This window comes from Streptomyces sulphureus DSM 40104, assembly GCF_000381025.1.
Taxonomy (GTDB): domain Bacteria; phylum Actinomycetota; class Actinomycetes; order Streptomycetales; family Streptomycetaceae; genus Streptomyces; species Streptomyces sulphureus.
The window spans coordinates 201,218-223,924 of record NZ_KB905821.1 but is presented as its reverse complement, the minus strand read 5'-3'; the positions used below and the strand labels follow the sequence as shown (position 1 = coordinate 223,924).

Genomic DNA, 22,707 nt, shown 5'->3' with positions numbered 1-22,707 from the left:
CGCACGCCCGGCACGCAGTTGATCCGGGATGGGGCACACGGCGCAGAGACACCCTGCACCGTTGGACCGCGCTCGCCACGGCGTCACCGCACCCACGGGCGATAGCCCCCGTGTCCGCCACCGCGGGCCGCGGCGCGCACGGCGTCGGTCGGCGTCCTAAGGTGCGGCTATGACGGACCAAGGGAGCCTCACGCAGTACGCCCTCACCTCGCTCGACGGGCAGGGCTGGAAGCAGATGGGGGAGTTCGGCACCGCGTTCGTGCTCTCCGCGCTGATCGGGCTGGAGAGGGAGGTCAAGCAGAAGGCGGCGGGCCTGCGGACCTACACCGTCGTCGGGTTCGCCTCCGCGCTCTTCATGCTGGTGAGCAAGTACGGCTTCGGCGACGTGCTCTCCCAGGACGACGTGGTGCTCGACCCCTCGCGGGTGGCGGCGCAGATCGTCTCCGGGCTCGGGTTCATCGGCGGCGGCATCATCTTCGTCAAACGCGACGCGGTGCGCGGGCTGACCACAGCCGCGAGCATCTGGCTCACGGCAGCCGTCGGCGCCGCCGCAGGAGCCGGCCTGCTGCTGCTCGCGCTCCTCGCCACCGCCGGGTACTTCGTCGCGATCCTCCTCCTGCCGTACGCCACGCGCTGGGCCACCGACCGTTGGACGTCACCGGCACCGACCCTCAACGTCCGCTACCTGGAGGGCAGAGGACTCCTCCGCGAGGTGCTCTCCCGGATCACCGGCGCGGGCTTCGTCGTCGCGGACGTCTCCACCTCACGGGTGGCACGCCGACCGGGCGAACCGTCGGCCGAGGACGGGGCGGCCACCGAGGCCGTCACGGTACAGGTGCGGCTCGACGGTTCCGGGGAGGTTCCCGAACTCGTCACGCAGATCAGCGAGTTGGAAGGGGTGCTCGAGGTGTACCTCGACCACGACGAGTCGACGGAGTGAGGGGCAGGCCGCTGAGGGCGCCGAACCGGGTGCCGTGCGGGGGTGGTTGAGCGATGACAGTACGTACCTGTTGCGGTTCGCCGGCTCTGCGAGGAGTACGAACCCGGTTGCGCCGACCTGGTCGGCCGTATGTACCCCTTTTCCGTGGCAGCCGGCGGGCAGCTCTTCACAGCCACTCGGCCGCAGCACGCGGAGGCATCGGTGGGGCGCGACGGCATCGCGGCCTTCGAGCCGCGCTCGGGAGAGAAGCCGTGGAAGGGGACGGTCGGCAGCGGTGACCGGATGCTGCCGGTTCGGGGTGCCGGAGAGGACGTCATCGCCCTGCGGGTGTCCGCGGCGAAGCGCGGTGCGCAGGTCGTGCGGCTGACGGGGAGGAGCGGCCGGGCGCAGGGGCTGTTGCAGTTGCCCGCGCAGCAGCAGCGGTTCGTGCCCGGGACGCAGCCGTCGGGTCCGCGCAGTACGCCTACGGGCGCCTCTCCCTGCACATGGACGACATCCGTCGCAACCCGTTCCCGGCGACGGCGTTCGGACGCCAGGCATGAGGCGGTGCACCCGGGAGCTGTACAAGTCCTCGGAGCCGACCGGGCACGGGGACGGGAGGCACGGACACGTCGTGATCAACCCACGGCGCACGGAAGGGCGTTGAGCAGCCGGAACGACACCTCAGAACGGCACCCCGCACCGCAGCACCACGTTCGCGTACGGGCGCGTCTCCCCGGTGCGCACGACCAGCTTCGCGCGCGGTGTGAGCGCCTTCAGCTCCTCGTGGGAGACGGAGACGAGGCCCGACTCGACGCCGTCGAAGAGCCGGTGGAGCCGCGCGGCAGCTTCCGGATTGGCGCCTTCCACCTCTTCGGCGACGGTGGCGCCCTCCACGACGAGTTCGTCGAGGAGCCCGTCGAGCACTTCGGCGAAGCTTGGTACCCCGGCCCGGAACGCGAGGTCGACGACGCGCGGCGCCCCAGGGCCCTCCGGGATCGGCAGCCCGGCGTCGCAGACGACCACCAGGTCGGTGTGGCCCAAGCGCGCGAGTGCGCCGCTGAGTCGACGGTTGAGTACGCCGGCCCTCTTCATCGGCCCGCACCTTCCTGCGCCGTCAGCTCCGCCACCTCGCCAGGGCCCGGGTACGACTCCTGCGCCCCGGCCTTCGTCACCGCGGCGGCGCCGACGCGCACCGCGTAGCCGACCGCCTCGACGAGCGTGTCCCCGAGGCCGAGCCGCCAGCCGAGCGCCCCCGTAAACGCGTCGCCCGCACCCGTGGTGTCCACGGCCGCGACCTCGGGGCTCGGCACCGTCACCGCTTCCCCGTCCCACACCAGCGCGCCTTCGGCGCCGAGGGTGACGACCACGCTGCGGGGGCCGCGCGCGCTCAGCGCCCTGGCCCACACCTCGGGACCGCCGTCCATGCCTTCGGGCGCGTCGTCGCCCAACAGGCGACGCGCCTCGTGCTCGTTGACGACGAGCGGATCGCAGACGGCGAGCACGTCGTCCGGAAGCGCGGCGGGCGGCGAGGGGTTGAGTACGACCCGGGAGCCCGCGGCGGTGGCGGCGCGGACCGCGGCCGCCACCGTGTCGAGCGGGATCTCCAACTGGAGCGAGACGACCGCCGCCGCGTCGAAGAGCGGTTCCGCGTGCGCCACGTCGTCAGGGGTGAGGCGGTTGTTGGCGCCGGGGGAGACGACGATGCTGTTGTCCCCCGCCGCGTCGACGGTGATGAGGGCGACGCCCGTGGGGGAGGGTCCGCCGTGCAGCAGCCCGGTGGTGTCGGCGCCCACGGCCTGTTGCGCGTCGCGCAGCAGTCTGCCGTGGGCGTCGTCACCGACACGGGCGAGGAGGGCGGTGCGTGCGCCGAGCCGGGCCGCCGCCGCGGCCTGGTTGGCGCCCTTGCCGCCGGGGTGGACGGCGAGATCGGACCCCAGGACCGTCTCGCCGGCTGCTGGTCGGCGCTCGACGCCGATCACCAGGTCCGCGTTGGCCGACCCCACCACCAGCAGGTCCAACCTGTGCATCCGGCTTCTCCCCTGTGCTCGTGCCCCGCTGGCGGCTGCGCGCCCCGGGGCTGCGGGCGAGGCCCGCGCTGTCCGTCGCCGATCAGGAGTACTGGTCGACGTTCTTCGAGGTGACGACCTTCACCGGCACCTTTATCTGCTTGTCGACCTTGGTGCCGTCGACGACGCGGAGGGCGTTGCGCACGGCCATCTTGCCGAGCTCCTCCGGCTGTTGGGCGATCGTCATGGTGAGCGAGCCGTTCTTCACGGCCTTGAGCCCCTCGGGGGTGCCGTCGAAGCCGATCACCTTGACGTCGTCGCCCGCCTTGTCGCCGAGCGCCTTGATGGCGCCGAGGGCCATCTCGTCGTTCTCCGCGAAGACGCCGTCGACGTTCGGGTGGGCCTGGAGCATGTTGGTGGTGACGTCGAGGCCCTTGGTCCGGTCGAAGTCGGCCGTCTGCTTGGCGACGACCTTGACGCCGGGGAACTTCTTGAGGCCCTCGGTGAAGCCCTGCCCGCGCTCGCGCGAGGCGGAGGTGCCCGCCTGCCCGCGGAGGAAGAGGATCTCGCCCTTGCCGTCGAGCATCGTGGCGAGTTCCTTGGCCGCCTGGCGGCCGCCGTCGACGTTGTCGGAGGCGACGGTGGCCTCGGTGTCGGCCTTGTTGACGCCGCGGTCGGCCGCGATCACGGGGATGTCCGCGTTGTTGGCGCCCTTGACGGAGGCGCCGGCGGCGTCGGAGTCGACCGGGTTGATGATGATCGACTTGACGTTCTGGGAGGTGAAGTTCTGCACCTGGTTGGCCTGCTGCGACGCGTCGTCCTGGGCGTCCTGCACGCTGAGTTCGGCGTTCTGCGTCTTCGCCTCGGCCTCGGCACCCTTCTTCATCTGCACGAAGAAGGGGTTGTTGAGGGTGGATATCGCAAGGCCGAGCTTTACGGTCTCGCCGCCCTCGTCGGAGGAGGAGTCGCTTCCGCAAGCAGTGGCGGTGAGCGCGAGGGTGGCGGCGGCTGCGACCGCCGCGGTGGTGCTCTGTCTCTTGTTCATTTCTGCATTCCTTGAGTTAGGAAGTGAACGAACTGGCACTTTCTCTTCGCACAACGATCATGTACGGCGACGCAGTGTATCCAGAAGCACTGCCAGGGCAATCACTGCCCCGATGACGACTTGCTGCCAGAAGGCCGACACGTCCAGCAGGTTGAGACCGTTCCGCAACACGGCGAGGATGAGCGCGCCTATGAGCGTTCCCGACGCCTTGCCGACGCCACCGGCGAGGCTCGCCCCGCCGATCACCACGGCGGCGATCGCGTCGAGTTCGTAGCCGGAGGCCGCCTGCGGCTGCGCCGAGGCGAGCCGGGAGGCGAGGACGATGCCCGCCACCGCGGCGAAGAGCCCGGCGAGCGTGTAGATGACGAGCTTCTGCCGCTTGACGCGGATACCCGAGAGGCGCGCGGCCTCCTCGTTGCCGCCGATCGCGTACATCACGCGCCCGCTGTAGGTGCGTTGGAGGACTACCGCGGTGACGACGCCGATGACGACCATGACGATCACCGGCACCGGCAGCCACTCGCCGAGCGTCTGGCCGAGCCAGGAGATGGAGTCGGGCAGCAGGATCGGGCTGCCCTGCGAGACCACGAGCGCGAGGCCGCGCGCGATCGAGAGCATCGCCAACGTCGCGACGAACGGCGGGAGTTTGCCGTACGCGATGAGCATGCCGTTCACGAACCCGCACGCCATGCCTGCGGCGAGTGCCAGTACCACGGCGAGGAAGGTGGGCACGCCCTCCGTGGCGAGCCACCCGAGCGTGATCGCGGAGAAGGCGGCGACCGAGCCGACCGAGAGGTCGATCCCGCCGGAGACGATCACGAAGGTGACGCCGAACGCCAGGATCGCCGTCACGGCAGCCTGGACGCCGACGTTGAGCAGGTTCTGGGTACTGAAGAAGTCCCCCGAGAGGATCGCCATCAGCACGACCATCACGACGAGCGCGGAGAGCGCCCCGTTGTCGAGGAGGACCCGCCGCACCCATGGCGGCGGCCCGCCCGAGCCGCCGGTGTGCTTCGCAGCCATCCGGGAGCCCGGCTGCATCTCAGTGGCCATGGGGGAAGTCCTCCGTCGTCGTGCCTTGTCCTGGGGCGGAGGTGCCGACGGCGAGCGCCATGACGGCGTCCTGCGTCGCGTCCTCCGCGGAGAGTTCGCCGGCTATCCGGCCCTGCGACATCACCAGCACCCGGTCGCTCATGCCGAGCACCTCGGGGAGGTCGCTGGAGATCATCAGCACCGCATGGCCCTGCGCGGTGAGTTCGTTGACGAGCTGGTAGATCTCGACCTTGGCGCCGACGTCGACGCCGCGCGTCGGCTCGTCGAGGATCAGCACCCGCGTCTCGGCGAGGAGCCACTTGCCGATGACGACCTTCTGCTGGTTGCCGCCGGAGAGCGTGCGTGCCTGCTGGTCGAGCCCGGCCATGCGCACCGCGAGCCGATTCGCCATCTCGCCCGCCGCCGCGCGCTGCCCCGAGCGGTCGACCCAGCCGCCGCGGCTCGCGTTGCGCAGCGTCACCAGGCCGAGGTTGTCCGCGACGGAGCCCTCGGGGAGGAGGCCCTGCCCCTTCCGGTCCTCGGGGACGAGACCGAGCCCGGCCGCCATCGCGGCCGTGACGTCGAAGCCGGGCAGGCGCCTGCCGTCGACCTCGACGGTCCCCGCCTCGTACCTGTCGACGCCGAAGACCGCGCGTGCGACCTCGGTGCGCCCGGCACCCACGAGCCCTGCCACACCGACGACTTCGCCTGCGTGCACCTCGAACCCGACGTCGTGGAAGACCCCGCCGCGGCTCAGCCCCGCGACGCGGAGGAGCGGCTTGCCCCGGCTCGCGTCGCCCGACGTCTGCCGCGGGTACTGCTGCTCGATGCTGCGGCCGACCATGAGCCGCACCAGCTCGTCGTGGTGCGTGCTCGCCGGCACCTGGCCGACGCTGCGGCCGTCGCGCAGCACCGTCACCCGGTCCCCGAGGGCGGGGATCTCCTCCAGGTGGTGGGTGATGAAGACGATGCCGACGCCCTCGTTCCGCAGCCTGCGGACGATGGCGAAGAGCCGGTCGACCTCGCTCGCGGTGAGGACGGCCGTCGGCTCGTCCATGATGAGGACCTTGGCGTCGAGGCTGAGCGCCTTCGCGATCTCCACCATCTGCCGTCCGGCGATGCCGAGTTCGCGCACGGGCGTCTCCGGGCCCGCTTGGACGCCGACGCGTTGCAGCAGGGGAGCGGCGTCCCGCTCCATGCGCTTGCGGTCGACGAAGCCGAAGCGGCGCGGCTGCCGTCCGAGGAAGATGTTCTCGGCGATCGACAGCTCGGGGACGAGGTTGAACTCCTGGTGGATGGTGGCGATCCCGAGCCGCTCGGCGTCCTCGGCGCCCCCGATCCGCACGGGCGAGCCGCGGTGCAGCACACGGCCGCTGTCGGGCTGGTGGACGCCGGAGAGCACCTTGATGAGCGTGCTCTTGCCGGCGCCGTTCTCGCCGAGCAGGACGTGGACCTCGCCCTGGCACAGGTCGAAGTCGACGCCGTCGAGCGCGACGACGCCGGGGAAGACCTTGCCGATCTGCTCTGTGCGCAGCAACTCTTGTGCGCCTGGCGCTGGTTGGGGACCCGCGCCCGGGGGACGGCCCTGGGGCGTACGCCCTGGTGGGCGGTCCTGGGGGGTGGTCAACGGCGGCTCCCTTCGTCTTCGCCGCAGGAGCGGCGCGCGGTGAGTCGTGCGGAGAGCGTGACGGAGCCCGCGCCCCTGCCCTCCGCAAGGTCGGTGAGAACCTGCACCGCCGAGTGGCCCAGGTCCGCGGTGGGTTGGGCGATGGCGGTCAGGGGCGGGTCGGTGTGGAGGAACCACGGGATGTCGTCGAACGCGGCGAGCGCCATGTCCCGCGGCACCCGCAGCCCGCGGGCGCGGAGCTCCTCCATGACGCCGAGCGCCATGAGGTTGTCCGTCGCGAAGACGACCTCGGGCGGCTCGGGCAGGTCGAGGAAGGCGGCGGCCGCCCGGCGTCCGCTCGCCGTCTGGAAGTCGCCCTGTGCGACGTACTCGGCGGGGAGCGCCAGGCCGAGCGCGCGCAGCGCCTCGCGGAAGGCGCCGACGCGCTCCGTGCTGGTGCTCGTGGCCGCGGGCCCGGTGATGATGGCGAGCCGCCTGTGCCCCAAGGCGTGCAGGTGGGCCACGAGTTGGTGGACGGCGCGGCGTCCGTCGGCCCGTATCACGGGCACGTCGACGCCGTGCAGCCAGCGGTCGACGAAGACCACGGGTATCCCCGTCTCCACGGCGTCCCGCAGCGCGCCCACGTCCCCGTCGGTGGGGGAGACGAGCAGGCCGTCTATCCGCCGGTCGAGGAGGGTGCGCACGTGGTGGTCCTGGAGTGCGGGCTGCTCGTCCGCGTTGCCGATGATGACGCTGTAGCCGCGGCTGCGTGCCGCGTCCTCGACGGAGCGTGCGAGCTCGGTGAAGAAGGGGTTGAGCACGTCGCCTATGACGAGGCCGAGCGTCCGCGTCTGGTGCGTACGCAGCGACCTGGCCACGCCGTTGGGGCGGTACCCCAACTCCGAGACGGCGTGCAGCACTTTGGTCCGCGTCCCGGGGCGCACCCCCTGGTGCGCGTTGAGTACGCGCGAGACGGTGGCGACCGAGACGCCGGCAAGTGCGGCGACGTCCTTGATACTTGCCATCGGCGTCTCGGCACACTCCTTCGTGCGACGCGTGGAAACGATTACATCGCCTTATGAGAAGCGATCCGGAACCTCGGGCGCAAGTGCGTACACCACATCGTGACCAGCGTCCAGACCGCCAACTGCGGGGAGTACAGGAACCGTTGACCGGGGGTTATGGCGCGGGGACGCATCGGTCATAACGGGCGCCGTGTACAGCGAACCCCGGGGCGGAAAAACGTGCGGCGCCTTCGCGTTTTCCCGTCAGGTGCCAAGGCACCCGTCCGGGTGAGAAGTGCAGAAAGGGGTGACGGGTGCGGGCCGTGTGGCCGCGGTGACCGCGAGTTGTGCGGGCCCGCGCCCGGTGTACGGGGTTCGCGTGCGGTCTCTGCGCCGGATCACGGGAAATTTGATCGATCGTTCGCGGTCCCGGGGGATGACCCGGGCGGCCCCGAGGGTGCAGGATGTCCCTTGGCGGCACTCCGTGCCACCAAGGAGCCCACTGGCTGACCCCGAGTGCACCGCATGGCACGGAATGGGGGAGAGTGGAACGAGTCAGGGCACCTCGAAGAAGAGGCACTACGTCGGTGAGGGATGACGTGAGCGAACACCGCGACAGCGATTCGGTAGTACTGCGGTACGGGGACAGTGACTACACCTTCCCCACCGTGGACAGCACGGTGGGCGACCGTGGCTTCGACATCGGCAAGCTGCGCGCCCAGACCGGTCTGGTGACCCTGGACTCGGGCTACGGCAACACCGCCGCGTACAAGTCGGCCATCACCTACCTCGACGGCGAGCAGGGCATCCTGCGCTACCGGGGGTACCCGATCGAGCAGCTCGCCGAGCGCGGCTCCTTCACCGAGACCGCGTACCTGCTCATCCACGGCGAGCTGCCGACCGTCGACGAGCTGGCCTCGTTCAAGAACGAGATCACCCAGCACACCCTGCTCCACGAAGACGTCAAACGGTTCTACGACGGCTTCCCCAGTGACGCCCACCCGATGGCGATGCTCTCCTCCGTGACGAGCGCCCTGTCCACCTTCTACCAGGACAGCCACAACCCCTTCGACGAGGAGCAGCGCCACCTCTCGACGATAAGGCTCCTGGCGAAGCTGCCGACGATCGCCGCCTACGCCTACAAGAAGGCCGTCGGCCACCCGGTCGTCTACCCGAGCAACAACCTCGGCTACGTCGAGAACTTCCTCCGGATGACCTTCTCGGTCCCGGCGGCCGAGTACGACCTCGATCCGACCGTGGTCAGCGCGCTCGACAAGCTGCTCATCCTCCACGCGGACCACGAGCAGAACTGTTCGACCTCGACCGTCCGCCTCGTCGGCTCCTCGCAGGCGAACATGTTCGCCTCGATCTCGGCGGGCATCAACGCGCTCTGGGGCCCGCTCCACGGCGGTGCCAACCAGAGCGTGCTGGAGATGCTGGAGTCGATCCAGGCCAGCGGCGGCGACGTCGACACCTTCATCCGCAAGGTGAAGAACAAGGAAGACGGCGTGAAGCTCATGGGCTTCGGGCACCGCGTCTACAAGAATTTCGACCCCCGGGCGAAGATCATCAAGGCCGCCGCGCACGACGTCCTCTCGGCGCTCGGCAAGAGCGACGAGCTTCTCGACATCGCGCTCCGCCTGGAGGAGCACGCGCTCAGCGACGACTACTTCGTGGAGCGGAAGCTCTACCCGAACGTCGACTTCTACACCGGTCTCATCTACCGGGCCATGGGCTTCCCGACGAGCATGTTCACCGTGCTCTTCGCGCTCGGCAGGCTGCCCGGCTGGATCGCCCAGTGGACCGAGATGATCCAGGAGCCCAGCTCCCGGATCGGGCGTCCGCGCCAGGTCTACACCGGCGTCGTCGAGCGGGACTACCTTCCGGTCGAGCAGCGCTGACACCCGCGTGAAGCGAGGCCCTCCGCCCTTCGGGCGGCGGTGTTCCCCGCGCCGAAGGCCCCGCTCCGCCGGCCGGAACGGGGCCTTCCGTATGTGGCGGCCCCGGAGGCCCCGGAGGGAGACGTAGGTCACAGAAATTGGGGGGTAACCATTCCGGGGTTCCGGGTGTCTAACCCTGTGTCGAAGGACTCCCGGCGGAGCCCTCGGCACCCGTGAGGTGCATCTTGGGGGATGCCCTCGCCACAGAAGGATTACAAAGTGAACATAGGGTGCACGTAGCACGGGAGCTTGAGCGGCCGCCCGTGCGTACGTCCCGAAAGCGCCCGGCCAGGGGTCCCGTGGGGGGAATCCATGACCGGGATACGGAAGCGCCCCGCCGAACAGGCCCGTGGGGGGACCTGGGAGGCGGGGCGCTTTTCGCTGCCCTGGGGGCTTCCGACTCGGTCAGCTCCGGGCGGTGCTGCCCGCGACGAGTTCGTAGCCGGCCTCGTCGACGGCGGCTGCGAGGGTCTCCTCGTCGACGGGGCCCTCGGAGACGACGGTGACCTCGCCGCTCGCGGCGCTCGCCCGTACCTCGTCGACCCCCTCGATTCCGGAGAGCTCCTCGGAGACGGCGCCCTCGCAGTGGCCGCAGCTCATGCCGGTGACCTTGAAGGTGGTGGTGGTCATGGTGGTCCCCTCACGCTCTCGGGTGGCGGTTCGTCTGCTGACGAGTGTATACCCCCCTAGGGTATGAGCGTCACGTACGGGTGCCGCGGCGGGGCGCATACCGCTCAGGCTCCGCAGGAACCTCCTCGACGACGGCGAAAAGGCCGCGCCCTGGCCCCTGTGCCGCTTTCAGCAGGGGCCGAACTCCGGTGCTCCGCCCGGGAATTCGCAGGACCGCCGGGGCGAGGGGCAGGTCCTCGCTCGCGCCCGGACCTCCGGCCGACCTGCTTGAGGTGGAGATGGCCGACGCGCTCTCCGCAGCGGTGCGGCAGCGCGGGGCTGTCGCCGCCGCAGTACGCGCAGTGCCCCGCGTCGAGGCGGAGCCGGACGAGGTCCGCGTCGGTCGTCTCCAGCAGGCGCACGACGTCGGGCTTCTCGGCGACGCGGGTGCCCGTGTGCCGGAGCCCGTACTCCTCGCGCACCGCGCGCGAGTTTCTCGGTGCCGGAGCGAGGTCGGCCGCCGGGCGGCGGCGAGGTGCCGGTCGTCGACGAGTGCGGCCGTCGCGTCGGAACGAGTGGATCGCGACGAGGTGCCCCGCTCCCACGGCGGCGGCGAGCGCGGCGACCCGCTGCACGAGCGCCCGCGTCCGACGCGCGGGGCCGTCGACTGTCAAGTGCTATGTCATGAAAACAACGGGGCTTGTTTGTACGGATGTTCGCCGTTGTCCTCCTGCCCGCTGAGCCTCGCCCGCATGTCGCGACCGATCATTGACACCCCCCTGCACGCGGCTGAGTATGAGCGGGCGGCCTGCTCGGACGCACCGAGGCGGCGCCGCCGCGCGACCGGGGCCGTCCGACGCTGGGAGGGTGCGTATGACAGCGCCGCACGAGCTGCTCACCATGGGGCGCATCGGCGTCGACCTCTATCCGGAGCAGACGGGCGTGCCGTTGCCCGAGGTGTCCTCGTTCGCCAAGTTCCTCGGCGGCTCGGCGACCAATGTCGCCGTCGCCGCCGCGCGGCTCGGCAGGCGCAGCGCCGTCCTCAGCAGGACGGGCGACGATCCCTTCGGCGAGTACTGCCGCCAGCAGCTCCGCGCCTTCGGCGTCGACGACGAGCTGGTGCGCGCCATCCGGCGCCGGCCCACGCCCGTCACCTTCTGCGAGGTCTTCCCGCCCGACGACTTCCCGCTCTACTTCTACCGCTGGCCCAAGGCGCCCGACCTCGAAATCGAGGCCGACGCGCACGAGTTGGCCCGGGCCGCGGCCGCCCGCGTCTTCTGGGCGACGGGCACGGGCCTGTGCGCCGAGCCGAGCCGCAGCGCCACCCTCGCGGCACTCGCCTCGCGGGACGAGCGGACCGACGGCTTCACCGTCTTCGACCTCGACTGGCGCCCCGTCTTCTGGGGCGCCGAGTCGGCTGCGGGCGCGCCCGAGCCGGTGCGCCCCGACGAGGAGGCCGTCGAGGAGGCGCGCACCTACTACCGCCGGGCGCTCGCACACGCCACGGTCGCCGTGGGGAACCTGGACGAGTGCGAGGTCGCGACGGGCACCCGCAAGCCGGCAGCCTGCGCCGAGGGGCTGCTGGAGGCAGGGGCCGAGCTAGCCGTCGTCAAGCAGGGACCGAAAGGGGTCCTCGCGGTGCGGGCCGACGGCTCGGGGGTGGAGGTGCCGCCGCACCCGATCGAGGTCGTCAACGGCCTCGGCGCCGGCGACGCGTTCGGGGGCGCGCTCTGCCACGGGCTGCTCTCCGGCTGGGCCTTGGAGCGCACCGTGCGGTACGCCAACGCGGCGGGCGCACTCGTCGCCGGGCGGCTCGCCTGCTCGTCCGCGATGCCGCGGCCCGAGGAGGTCGAGGAGCTGTTGAGCTAGTCCCCGGGTGTGACACGTGAGTGCGGGTTTCCACGGGTAGGGCTGCAACGGCGGGCGTGCGGTGCCGGATCGGTCGTCGGCGACACAGGGAGGCTCGGTGTGCTCGGAGCGGAAGACGCGGCCCGACGGCCGCCGCGGGTCGACGTGCGCGAGCTCGTCGAGGTGCGCAGCCGCCGTCCCGAGGCGATAGCGGAGGCAGCCGCGGCGCGCAACCGCCGACCGCTGCTGGGGAGTTCGGGCCGACTGCTCATCGTCGCCGCCGACCACCCGGCCCGCGGGAGCCTCGCGGCCGGCGGCGATCCGCTCGCGATGGCGGACCGCGCCGCGCTCCTGGAGCGGCTGGTCACCGCGCTCTCGCGGCCCGGCGTCGACGGCGTCCTCGGGACGGCCGACGTCCTGGAGGACCTGCTCCTCCTCGGCGCGCTGGAGCGGAAGGTGGTACTCGGCTCGATGAACAGGGGCGGACTCGCGGGCGCCGCCTTCGAGTTGGACGACCGGTTCACGGGCCACCGCGCCGAGGACCTCGCGGCGCTCCGCTTCGACGGCGGCAAGCTGCTGCTGCGGATCGACCACCGCGACCCGGGCACGGGCCGCACCCTGCACGCCGCGGCCCGCACCGTCGACGCGCTGGCCGCGTTCGGGCTCCCCGTCTTCGTCGAGCCGTTCCTCGTCGGGCGCACCGCCGCCGGCGTCCGTGCAGACCTGCGGTCCACGGCGGTCGCACGGTCCGTCGCGATAGCCGCGGGACTCGGCGGGACGTCGGCGTACACCTGGCTGAAGCTGCCGGTCCCGGCCGACGGGGAGGCGGCGCGCGCGTACGCGGCCGCCGCGCTGCCGATGGTGGTCCTCGGCGGCGAGGCGCACGGCGACCTGTCCCGCACGTACGAAAGATGGCGGGAGGCGCTGCGGTTGCCGACGGTCCGCGGGCTCGTCGCAGGGCGGCCGCTGCTCTATCCGGCAGCGGGCGCCGGCCTCGACGCCGTGGCCCTCGCCGTCGACCGGGCGGCGGAGCTGGTGCACGGCTGAGCCCCGCCGGAAGGCGCCGACGGCAGAAGCAGAGACGAGGCGGAGGAGCGAGCCGATGACCACCCACAGCCGACGCGAGCGCCACCTGCGGGGCAGGTCGGCGCGGGAGCCGTACGTGCAGCGGATCGACCCGCGGACCGCCGGGTGGCGCCATTCGTCGCTCCTGGTCGTCGACGTGCCGCCGGGCGGGGAGCACACGCTGAGCACGGGCGGCAGCGAATGGATCGTGCTACCGCTCGCCGGGGCCTGCACGGTGGAGGTGGACGGCGCCACCTTCGAACTCGCGGGCCGCGCCTCGGTGTTCGAGGCGGTGAGCGACTTCGCCTACCTGCCCCGCGCGGCCGAGTCCCGGCTGACCACCGCCGCGGGCGGCCGGTTCGCGTACGCGGGCGCCGTCTGCGAGAACCGGCTGCCCGCGCGGTACGGCCCGGCCTCGGGCGTGCCCGTCGAGCTGCGCGGCGCCGGCACCTGCTCCCGCCAGGTCAACAACTTCGCGGCGGCCGGGGTCTTCCCCGCCGACCGCCTCATCGCCGTCGAGGTGCTCACCCCCGGCGGCAACTGGTCCTCCTACCCGCCGCACAAGCACGACCTCCACGAGCCGGGCGTGGAAGCCGAGTTGGAGGAGATCTACTACTACGAGTTCACCCCGCACGGCGCCACCGACGGCTACGGGTTCCAGCGCGTCACCCCCAGCGGCCACGGCGAGTCCACCGACGTCCTCGCCGAAGTCCGCGGCGGCGACGCCGTGCTGATCCCCGACGGGTGGCACGGCCCCTCCGCGGCGGCTCCGGGGCACCACATGTACTACCTCAACGTGATGGCGGGCCCCTCGGGCGAGCGCGAGTGGCTGATCCGCGACCACCCGGACCACGCCTGGATTCGCAGGAGTTGGCCGCACACCCCCGTCGACGGGCGGCTCCCGCTCTACGGCCCGCCACCGGCGGACCCGGCGGAGGGGACAGCCGATCGGAGGCCGGCATGAACACGGTGCGGCTCACCGTCGCGCAGGCGCTCGTCCGCTTCCTCGCGGCGCAGCACACCGAGCGGGACGGCACCAAGCACCGCCTGGTGGAGGCGTGTTGGGGGATCTTCGGGCACGGGAACGTCGCCGGCCTCGGGCAGGCGCTCGTCGAGTCGGGGCAGGGCCCCGGTGCGCCGCTGCCGTTCCTCCAGGGCCGGAACGAGCAGGGGATGGTGCACGCAGCCGTCGGCTTCGCGCGGCAGCGCAACCGCCTCAGCACGCAGGCGGTCACCACCTCGATCGGCCCAGGAGCCACCAACCTGGCGACGGGCGCGGCCCTCGCCACCGTCAACCGGCTGCCCGTACTCCTGCTCCCCGGCGACACCTTCGCGGCCCGCCACGCGGAGCCCGTCCTCCAGCAGCTCGAACTCCCCGGCGCCGGCGACGTCTCCGTCAACGACGTACTGCGCCCCGTCTCCCGCTACTTCGACCGCGTCACCCGCCCTGAGGCCCTCGTCCCCGCGGCTCTCGCCGCGATGCGGGTCCTCGCCGACCCCGTCGAGACCGGCGCCGTCACGCTGGCGCTTCCCCAGGACGTGCAGACGGAGGCGTACGACTGGCCGCAGGAGTTCTTCGCCGAGCGGGTGTGGCGGGTGCCGCGGCCCGCGCCGGAGCCCGAGGTCCTCGACGCGGCCGTGGCCGCGGTGCGCGCGGCGCGGCGTCCGCTGCTCGTCGCCGGGGGCGGGGTGCACCACGCGGAGGCGGAGGGTGTGCTCGCAGAACTCGCCGACGCCACGGGCATCCCCGTCGCCTCGACGCAGGCCGGCAAGGGGGCGCTCCGCCACGACCACCCGTGCGACGTCGGCGGGATCGGGCACACCGGTACGGCGACGGCCGACCGGCTCGCCGCCACGGCCGACCTCGTCCTCGGCGTCGGCACCCGGTACACCGACTTCACCACCGCCTCCGGCACGCTTTTCGCCGCAGACGGCGTGCGGTTCGTCAACCTCAACCTCGCCTCCTTCGACGCGTACAAGCAGTCGGCGCTGCCGCTCGTCGCCGACGCGGAGACCGGCCTCCGGGCGCTCCGCTCCGCGCTCGCCGGGCACCGCGTCGCCTCCGGGTATCTCTCCGAGTACCGGGCGGCGAAGGAGAGTTGGGAGCGCGAGGTGGACGCGGCGCATCGCACCCCCGGTGACGGCGAGCTGCCGACGCAGGCGCAGCTCATCGGCGCGCTCCAGCAGATCGCAGGCGACGAGGACGTCGTCCTCAACGCCGCGGGCTCGCTCCCCGGCGACCTCCACAAGCTGTGGCGTGCGGGGTCGCCCCGCCAGTACCACCTGGAGTACGGCTACTCCTGCATGGGGTACGAGATCCCGGCAGCGATCGGTGTCCAACTCGCGGCGCCGCAGCGGCGCGTGTGGGCTTTCGTCGGCGACGGCAGCTACCTCATGCTGCCGGGCGAACTCGTCACCGCGGTCCAACTGCGCCTGCCCCTCACCGTGGTGCTCGTCCAGAACCACGGCTACGCCTCGATCGGCGGCCTCTCCGAGGAGACCGGCGCGGAAGGCTTCGGCACCGCCTACCGCTACCCGAGCCCCGACGGCACCTACGGCGGTGACGTCCTCCCCGTCGACCTCGCCGCGAACGCCGCGTCGCTCGGCGCCTCGGTCCACCGCGTCACCACCGCGGCCCAACTCCCCGACGCGCTACGGGCGGCGGCCGAGGAGCCGGGGCCGAGCTGCGTGCACGTCGAGACGGCACCGCGGCCCTCGGCGCCGCCCGCGCAGGCGTGGTGGGACGTCGCCGTCGCGGAGGTGTCGGAACGCCCGGCGGCGCGCAACGCACGGGCGCGGTACGAGAGTTCGGCCGCGCGGCGACGGCGTCACCTCTAGCGGGGCACGCCTTCCCTTCGGCGTACGGCCACCGCCGTACGGCAACCCGCCCCACCGCAAGGAGAGATGGATGAAGACCCTCGGCCACTGGATCGGCGGAAAGCACACCGAGGCGGCCTCCGGCGCCTTCGGACCCGTCTTCGACCCTGCGACCGGCGACCGGCGCGCGCAGTTGGGGCTCGCCGACGAAGCCGAGGTGGACGCCGCCGTGGCAGCGGCGTCCTCCGCATATCCGGAGTGGTCCCGCAGCTCCGTCACCCGGCGCACGTCGTTCCTCTTCGCCTACCGCGAACTTCTCGCCGCCCACCGCGAGGAGCTCGCCGCGCTCGTCACGGCCGAACACGGCAAGGTGCACTCGGACGCACTCGGCGAACTGGCACGCGGCATCGAGGTCGTCGAACTCGCCTGCAACGCTCCTGAGTTGTTGAAGGGCGAGCTGACCACGGAGGCGTCGGGCGGGATCGACGTCGCCTCGCTCCGGCGGCCCCTCGGTGTCGTCGCCGGGATCACACCGTTCAACTTCCCCGCGATGGTGCCGCTGTGGATGTTCCCGCTCGCCCTCGCCTGCGGGAACACCTTCGTGCTCAAGCCGAGCGAGAAGGACCCGTCGGCCTCCCTCCGCCTCGCCGAACTCGCTGCCGAGGCGGGCCTGCCGGACGGCGTCCTCAACGTCGTCAACGGGGACCGAACCGCCGTCGAGCGCCTCCTCGACCATCCCGACGTCGCTGCCGTCTCGTTCGTCGGGTCCACGCCGATCGCCCGGCAGGTGCAGTCCCGCGCCGTCGCGCACGGCAAGCGGGTGCAGGCGCTCGGCGGCGCCAAGAACCACCTCGTCGTCCTCCCCGACGCGGACCTCGACGCGGCGGCCGATGCGGCGGTCAGCGCGGGCTACGGCTCGGCGGGGGAGCGGTGCATGGCCGTCTCCGCCGTCGTCGCCGTGGGGCAGGCGGGCGACGCGCTGGTGGAGCGCGTCGCCGAGCGGGCGCGGGCGTTGCGGGTCGGTCCCGGCACCGACCCGTCCTCGCAGATGGGCCCCCTGATCACCGCCGAGCACCGCGAGAAGGTCGCCTCCTACGTCACCGGTGCAGCGGGGCAGGGCGCCGAGGTCGTCGTCGACGGGACGGAGTTCTCCGTCCCGGGACACGAGAACGGGTTCTTCCTCGGCGCCTCGCTCCTCGACCGGGTACCGCCGCAGGCCGACGCGTACCGGGACGAGATCTTCGGACCCGTCCTCTCCGTCGTCCGCGCCGACACCTTCGACGAGGCGCTCTCGCTCGTCAACGCCAGCCCGTGGGGGAACGGCGCCGCCGTCTTCACCCGCGACGGAGGAGCCGCCCGGCGCTTCCAGCTCGAGGTGGAGGCCGGGATGGTGGGCGTCAACGTCCCGATCCCCGTGCCCGTCGCGCACCACTCCTTCGGTGGCTGGAAGGACTCCCTCTTCGGCGACCTGCACATCTACGGCAAGGACGGCGTGCGCTTCTACACCAGGGGCAAGGTCGTCACCACACGCTGGCCGGACCCGGCCGCGGCCGGCGGCGTCGACCTCGGCTTCCCGCGCTCCAGCTAGCGGTACCGGGCATCGAACGGCGGTCGTGTTGCGTGGGATTGCTCATCCTGCGCACGCCATGGAGGCGCCCGGGATAGGGCTGGTTGAGCAAGCGGGTCGGAGACCCGGGCCGCCTCTGTGCGCCGGAGCGAGGGTTCGTTCTCGTGCGTCTCCGCTTGGTCGGGACGTCACGGTCGGGTGCTGCACGCGCGAGCCGAACGCGGACCACCCGCTCGCCGAGGGAGTCACGACGGGGCCCGTGGTCACATACCGGGACGATGCCTGGGATGCCGGGGCGAGTTGAGCTGTGCGCGTCACAAGCGGCGGTGCGCCGACTACTCTTTCGGGGGCGCCGAACACTTCGTGTCCTGCGAACCGTTGCCCCTCCGCGGGTGTGCCGGTCTTGGCGCCGACGCGTGATCGCTTCCGATCGTGAGGGGACGGGATGTCGGACGACTCCACGCACATGCGGCTCAATCAGGAGACGACCTCGGATTACGGTGCCGGGGCGGGCAAGGGCGGTGAGGTTCTCGGTATCTCGGTGCCGGAGTTGAGGCTGGCGGCGCCGGTTTTCGGGGCGAAGGGGAAGAAGCTGAGTACCGCCTTGTCGGATCTCGTGGAGACGTTGGACGGTCTGGGGAAGCCGTGGGGCTCGGACCACACCGGGCGCGACTTCGAGGACCGGTACGTGCCGCAACAGAAGAAGATCGAGGCGGCGGCTGGTGTCCTGGTGCTGGGGCTGGTGAGTATCCATGAGGCTCTGGACGACATGAAGGACGGCCACCTGGACAACGACGACCTTGTGAAGGGCATATTCCAGGACGTGCCCGTGGACGAGAACGACCTGAAGGAATGGAAGAAGTCCGACCGGGAGTCGGACTGATGGGTGTCTTGGACGAGGTTCTGTCCTGGTTGGAGAGTGCGGGCCTGGTCTGGCCGGACGGCGATTCGGGGAAGTTGCGCCAGGCGGCGACGGCATGGCGGACCTTTGCCGGGCATGTGGACGACATCTGGCACGAGACCAACCACTCGGCCCACCGGATCACCTCGGTCAACAGCGGTGAGGCTGCGGACCAGTTCGAGCTGTTCTGGGCTCAGTACGTCCGCTCGGGCGAGCATGGTTGGTTGCCCGAGTTGGAGCGTGCCGCGCGGGAGATGGCCAAGTCGCTGGATGGCTTGGCGGATCAGATCGACGACGTCAAGGCGCAGATTCGCTCCGAAATCGTGGGCAATCTCGCCCTGCTGGCGACCTGTATGGCTCTCGCTCCGGAGACCGGCGGGATCTCGATGGCGGTCGGTGGTGGGAAGGTCGCGCATTCGATCATTGAGCTCAGTGAGAGGCTCGGGAAAAGTATTGCCGCATCCGCGGTCAGGATTCTGTCCGGGGCTTTGATGAACGCCGCGATCGGAGCGATCGCGAATGCCACGTTGGAGTTGGCGGTGGCCCAGCCGATGCGGGTGGCGTTGGGCAAGCAACCGTCACTGAGCTTGGACGACGTCAAGCGTGCCGCTCAGGCGGGTGCCGTCCACGGTGCGATCGGCGGTCCGGAGACGATGGTGCCGCACCAGACCATCGTGCCCGCGGTGCGTCCGAACCTGCTCGGGGATTTCTTCCACCGCCAGCCCGGTAAGAGGCCGTCCGAGGGGGAACCGGTCGATGTGGCGACCGGCGCGATGTTCATGGAGCAGACGGACCTGGAACTCCCCGGGGCGTTTCCTCTGGTCTTCTCCCGCACCTATCTCTCTTCCTACCGGGCAGGGGTGTGTTTCGGGCCCACCTGGGTGTCGACTGTGGACGAGCAGGTACAACTCGACGATCAGGGTGCGGTCTTCGCAGCCGCGGACGGGATGCGGTTGGTGTATCCGGTGCCCGAGCCGGGAGTGGCCACATTGCCGGTGAGCGGACCGCGCTGGCCGTTGGAGTGGGACGGAAAACCCGACGGCGAATTCTGGATCAGGGACCCGGACACCGGCGTGGTGCGCACGTTCACCCATGCACGGCCGACGGACGCGGACGCGACGGTGCGGTTGCCGATCGACTCCTGGCAGGACCGCAACGGCGAGCGCATCGAGGTGGTGCGCACCGCGAACGGCGCGCCCACGGCCCTGTGCCACTCCGGCGGATACACCGTCGCGGTCGAGACGGAGGGTCAACGCGTCACCGCGCTGAGGCTGTTGGACGAGGGCACGGCCTACGGCGAGTGGCCCGCGGGCCGGCAGACCGGCAAGCTGCTCGTCCGCTACGGATACGACGAGGCCGGGCACCTCGCCGAGGTCACCAACTCCAGCGGCAGACCGCTGCGGTTCACCTACGACGCCGCCGGCCGGATGCTCTCCTGGACGGACCGCAACGGCACCTGGTTCAGCTACGAGTACGACGAACGTGGCCGCGTGGTCCGCACGTCCGGCATCGACGGCATCTTCACGGGCCACTTCACCTATGACGACTCCGCACGCACGACGACGTACACCGACTCGCACGGCGAGACCACGGTCTGCGTATACAACGACCACGGTCAACTGACCGCCCGCACAGACCCGTTGGGGAACACCACCCGCACCCGGTGGAACGACCGCGGTACCGAACCACTCGCCGTCACCGACCCGTTGGGCCGCACGACGCGCTACGAGTACGACGAGAACGGCGATCTCGTCCGCGTCACCCTGCCCGACGGCTCCGAAGCGAAGGCGACGTACAACGCGCTCCACCAACCGTTGACGGTGACCGGCCCGTCCGGCGCGCGCTGGACGCACACCTACGACCCGGCCGGCAACCTCACGGCGACAACGGACCCCGCCGGCGCCTCCACCACCCACACCTACGACACGGGCGGCCACCTCGTCGCCGTCACCGACGCGTTGGGCCGCACCCGCACCGTCGAGAACAACACGGCCGGCCTGCCGGTCAGCATCACCGACGCTCTCGGACACGTGACGGCGGTGGAGCGGGATGCGTTCGGGCGGGTCACACAGGTCACCGACCCACTGGGACACACCACACGGATGGCGTGGACGGTCGAAGGCAGACCACTGTGGCGCGAGGACGCCGAAGGAGGCCAGGAGCGGTGGAGTTGGGACGGCGAGGGCAACCTCCTCAGCCACACCGACGCAGCCGGCAACACCACCCGCCACACCCCTGGACCGTTCGACGTTCCGGCGACGCGCACCGATCCCGACGGCGCCGAGTACACCTTCACCCACGACACCGAACTGCGCCTGACGCGGGTGACCAACCCCCAGGGCCTGCACTGGGACTACACCTACGACGCCGCCGGACGCCTCACAGCCGAGTCGGACTTCAACGGCGCCACGTTGACGTACGCACTCGACGCGGCAGGCCAACTCCTCACCCGCACCAACGCCGAAGGCCAGACCCTCCACTACACCCGCGACGCCTTGGGCCGCATCGTCGAGCAACTCGACGCCTCCACCGATGAGCGCACCACCTTCACCTACGACGCCGCAGGCGCGCTCACCTCCGCCACCAACCCGGACGCCGAACTCCACTATGAGCGCGACGTGTTGGGCCGCGTGCTGACGGAGACGACCAACGGCCGCACCACCTCCTACACCTACGACGCCCTCGGCCGAACACTCACCCGCACCACCCCCTCCGGCCTCACCTCCCACTGGACCTACGACGCCGAGGGCCGCCACACCCACCTCGCCAACGACCACGGCGCCCTGTCCTTCACCCACGACGCGGCCGGCCGCGAGGTCGAACGCCGCATGGGCGACGTCCTGTTCACCCACACCTGGGACACCGCCGACCGCCTCACCACCCAAACCGCCCGCACCGGCGACCAACTCCTCCAACACCGCGCCTACACCTACCGCCCCGACGGCCACCTCACCCACATCCGCGAACTCACCGCCGGCACCCGCCACTTCACCCTCGACCCCATGGGCCGAATAACCCAGGTCCAAGCCACCGGCTGGCGCGAGACCTACACCTACGACCCCGCAGGCAACCAATCCCACGCCGAAGCCCCCGACCACCCCTCCCCCGGCGACCGCCACCTCACCGGCACCCTCATCCACCGCGCCGGCCACACCCACTACACCCACGACACCGCAGGACGCCGCACCACCACCACCCGGCGACTCCTCAACGGCCAACGCAAACAGTGGACTTACACCTGGAACGCCGAAGACCGCCTCCGGACCGCCGAGACACCCGACGGAACCTGGACGTACGCGTACGACCCCCTCGGACGGCGCATCTCCAAGACCGGGCCCGACGGCGACACGTTGACGTTCGCATGGGACGGGACACGGCTCGCGGAACAGTGCACTACCCAGGGCACGGTCACCACCTGGGACTACGAACCCGGCACCCACCGGCCGCTTGTCCAGACCGACCACACGCAACTGGCCCGCGAGTCGGGCGCGTCGCTTCTCGAAAAACTCGAACCCATCGCAGGACGACCGCAGTTCTGTGCTGTGCAAACAGATCTCGTAGGCGCCCCCACCGAAATCGTAACTGTGAACGGAGAAGTGAGGTGGCAATGTCGGACCAGCCTTTGGGGGACAGACCTCTTTCTCCGAGAGGACAACGCCACTTGCCAACTCCGCTTCCCCGGGCAATACGCAGACACGGAAACAGGGCTTGTCTACAACTATTACCGATATTATGACCCGGAAAGTGCAGGGTACATCTCTCCCGACCCACTGGGTCTAACAGGGGGAATGAACGAACACGCCTACGTTAAAAATCCTCACCTGTGGTTGGATCCGTTCGGACTCAAAGGGTGCGGTCCCGGCGGCGGGAACGGGAATCAACCCGATGTATCCATCAACGAAAAACAATTCGGTAAAAAATGGGGTAAGCATGCACAAGACTACGGCTTGGACCCCGGTGACTCTGCGAGCAGAGAGTGGTTCAGGAGTCGCATGCATGCGGTCCATGGATCACCCGACGAAGTACGGCAAGGTGCATGGAATCCAGACGGAGGCGGAGGAGCGGATTACCTGTTCTTCCGGAAGGGGGGCGACCTGATGGTAACAAGGCCGGATGGAGAGTTCGTTACCATGTTTCCGCAGGAGACTCCCCGTGGCTGGTTCGCTGAGGCCAAAGTAATCCACACCCGGAAGTGATGAAACGTGACTTCTTCTGAGGTGCTGCTACAGCACCGGACCGAATCCTTGCAGGGACTTTACTACCACCACGAAGGTGTTTCCTCGGATGCGAGTCTGGAAGCCGTCTGCGTATCCCTGGAAGGAGGTGGAAGAATCTTTTACAGTTC

The 22,707-nt window shown here is 70.7% G+C and carries 15 protein-coding genes and 1 pseudogene; 9 read left to right on the top strand and 7 right to left on the bottom strand.

The features are described from left to right. Positions 1-169: 169 nt before the first annotated feature. A complete protein-coding gene (locus tag F603_RS0123490) occupies positions 170-940 on the top strand; it encodes an MgtC/SapB family protein (protein ID WP_019548392.1) in 771 nt (256 codons plus the stop codon). A 663-nt stretch (positions 941-1,603) separates the two neighbouring features. Here the strand turns inward: F603_RS0123490 and rbsD are convergent. The 5 genes and pseudogenes from rbsD to F603_RS0123460 all read right to left on the bottom strand — a co-directional run bounded on the left by rbsD (position 1,604) and on the right by F603_RS0123460 (position 7,636). Then, a complete protein-coding gene (gene rbsD, locus F603_RS0123485) occupies positions 1,604-2,014 on the bottom strand; it encodes a D-ribose pyranase (RefSeq protein WP_019548391.1) in 411 nt (136 codons plus the stop codon). Further along, entirely contained in the window at positions 2,011-2,949 is a 939-nt protein-coding gene (locus F603_RS0123480; RefSeq protein ID WP_019548390.1) for a ribokinase, read from the bottom strand. The genes rbsD and F603_RS0123480 overlap by 4 nt, the downstream gene beginning before the upstream one ends. 82 nt (positions 2,950-3,031) lie before the next feature. Continuing rightward, positions 3,032-5,026 (bottom strand): annotated as a pseudogene (locus F603_RS36040) (ABC transporter permease/substrate-binding protein). Continuing rightward, on the bottom strand, positions 5,016-6,542 hold the full coding sequence (locus F603_RS0123465; protein ID WP_019548387.1) for a sugar ABC transporter ATP-binding protein: 1,527 nt from the start codon (positions 6,540-6,542) through the stop codon (positions 5,016-5,018). The pseudogene F603_RS36040 and the gene F603_RS0123465 overlap by 11 nt, the downstream one beginning before the upstream one ends. Positions 6,543-6,628: 86 nt before the next feature. Then, positions 6,629-7,636: a LacI family DNA-binding transcriptional regulator gene (locus tag F603_RS0123460; RefSeq protein WP_019548386.1), complete on the bottom strand. Its 1,008-nt coding sequence runs from the start codon at positions 7,634-7,636 to the stop codon at positions 6,629-6,631. Positions 7,637-8,202: 566 nt separating this feature from the next. Between F603_RS0123460 and F603_RS0123455 the strand changes: the two genes are divergently transcribed. Next, positions 8,203-9,516, top strand: coding sequence for a citrate synthase (locus F603_RS0123455; RefSeq protein WP_078503733.1), 1,314 nt, complete (start codon positions 8,203-8,205; stop codon positions 9,514-9,516). Between the two features lie 444 nt (positions 9,517-9,960). Here F603_RS0123455 and F603_RS0123450 read toward each other — a convergent pair whose 3' ends face one another. Together F603_RS0123450 and F603_RS35175 are read right to left on the bottom strand one after the other, a co-directional pair. Beyond that, positions 9,961-10,185, bottom strand: a complete 225-nt coding sequence (locus F603_RS0123450; RefSeq protein ID WP_019548384.1) for a heavy-metal-associated domain-containing protein — start codon at positions 10,183-10,185, stop codon at positions 9,961-9,963. 104 nt (positions 10,186-10,289) lie between these two features. Further along, positions 10,290-10,838, bottom strand: a complete 549-nt coding sequence (locus tag F603_RS35175) for a TIM barrel protein (RefSeq protein ID WP_158678675.1) — start codon at positions 10,836-10,838, stop codon at positions 10,290-10,292. 199 nt (positions 10,839-11,037) lie between these two features. Between F603_RS35175 and iolC the strand changes: the two genes are divergently transcribed. The 7 genes from iolC to F603_RS0123415 all read left to right on the top strand — a co-directional run bounded on the left by iolC (position 11,038) and on the right by F603_RS0123415 (position 22,558). Further along, on the top strand, positions 11,038-12,033 hold the full coding sequence (gene iolC / locus F603_RS0123445) for a 5-dehydro-2-deoxygluconokinase (RefSeq protein WP_019548383.1): 996 nt from the start codon (positions 11,038-11,040) through the stop codon (positions 12,031-12,033). Between the two features lie 99 nt (positions 12,034-12,132). Beyond that, positions 12,133-13,059 carry a Cgl0159 family (beta/alpha)8-fold protein gene (locus F603_RS0123440; protein WP_019548382.1) on the top strand — a complete coding sequence of 309 codons (927 nt, stop codon included), beginning with the start codon at positions 12,133-12,135 and terminating at the stop codon, positions 13,057-13,059. Between the two features lie 55 nt (positions 13,060-13,114). Beyond that, on the top strand, positions 13,115-14,041 hold the full coding sequence (iolB, locus tag F603_RS0123435; protein ID WP_019548381.1) for a 5-deoxy-glucuronate isomerase: 927 nt from the start codon (positions 13,115-13,117) through the stop codon (positions 14,039-14,041). Continuing rightward, a complete protein-coding gene (iolD, locus tag F603_RS0123430; RefSeq protein ID WP_019548380.1) occupies positions 14,038-15,915 on the top strand; it encodes a 3D-(3,5/4)-trihydroxycyclohexane-1,2-dione acylhydrolase (decyclizing) in 1,878 nt (625 codons plus the stop codon). The genes iolB and iolD overlap by 4 nt, the downstream gene beginning before the upstream one ends. Before the next feature lie 70 nt (positions 15,916-15,985). After that, positions 15,986-17,482: a CoA-acylating methylmalonate-semialdehyde dehydrogenase gene (locus tag F603_RS0123425; RefSeq protein WP_019548379.1), complete on the top strand. Its 1,497-nt coding sequence runs from the start codon at positions 15,986-15,988 to the stop codon at positions 17,480-17,482. Between the two features lie 424 nt (positions 17,483-17,906). Continuing rightward, positions 17,907-18,344, top strand: coding sequence for a DNA alkylation repair protein (locus F603_RS0123420; RefSeq protein ID WP_019548378.1), 438 nt, complete (start codon positions 17,907-17,909; stop codon positions 18,342-18,344). Next, positions 18,344-22,558 (top strand): DUF6531 domain-containing protein, encoded by a 4,215-nt coding sequence (locus F603_RS0123415; protein ID WP_019548377.1) that lies wholly within the window; start codon positions 18,344-18,346, stop codon positions 22,556-22,558. Before F603_RS0123420 ends, F603_RS0123415 begins: the two co-directional genes overlap by 1 nt. Positions 22,559-22,707: the final 149 nt, after the last annotated feature.

Bases quoted from the DNA above. Each gene is read 5' to 3' on its own strand.
- rbsD (WP_019548391.1), bottom strand. From the start codon at position 2,014: ATGAAGAGGGCCGGCGTACTCAACCGTCGACTCAGCGGCGCACTCGCG.
- F603_RS0123420 (WP_019548378.1), top strand. From the start codon at position 17,907: ATGTCGGACGACTCCACGCACATGCGGCTCAATCAGGAGACGACCTCG.
- F603_RS0123450 (WP_019548384.1), bottom strand. From the start codon at position 10,185: ATGACCACCACCACCTTCAAGGTCACCGGCATGAGCTGCGGCCACTGC.
- F603_RS0123460 (WP_019548386.1), bottom strand. From the start codon at position 7,636: ATGGCAAGTATCAAGGACGTCGCCGCACTTGCCGGCGTCTCGGTCGCC.
- F603_RS0123415 (WP_019548377.1), top strand. From the start codon at position 18,344: ATGGGTGTCTTGGACGAGGTTCTGTCCTGGTTGGAGAGTGCGGGCCTG.
- iolB (WP_019548381.1), top strand. From the start codon at position 13,115: ATGACCACCCACAGCCGACGCGAGCGCCACCTGCGGGGCAGGTCGGCG.
- iolC (WP_019548383.1), top strand. From the start codon at position 11,038: ATGACAGCGCCGCACGAGCTGCTCACCATGGGGCGCATCGGCGTCGAC.
- F603_RS0123425 (WP_019548379.1), top strand. From the start codon at position 15,986: ATGAAGACCCTCGGCCACTGGATCGGCGGAAAGCACACCGAGGCGGCC.
- iolD (WP_019548380.1), top strand. From the start codon at position 14,038: ATGAACACGGTGCGGCTCACCGTCGCGCAGGCGCTCGTCCGCTTCCTC.
- F603_RS0123490 (WP_019548392.1), top strand. From the start codon at position 170: ATGACGGACCAAGGGAGCCTCACGCAGTACGCCCTCACCTCGCTCGAC.
- F603_RS0123480 (WP_019548390.1), bottom strand. From the start codon at position 2,949: ATGCACAGGTTGGACCTGCTGGTGGTGGGGTCGGCCAACGCGGACCTG.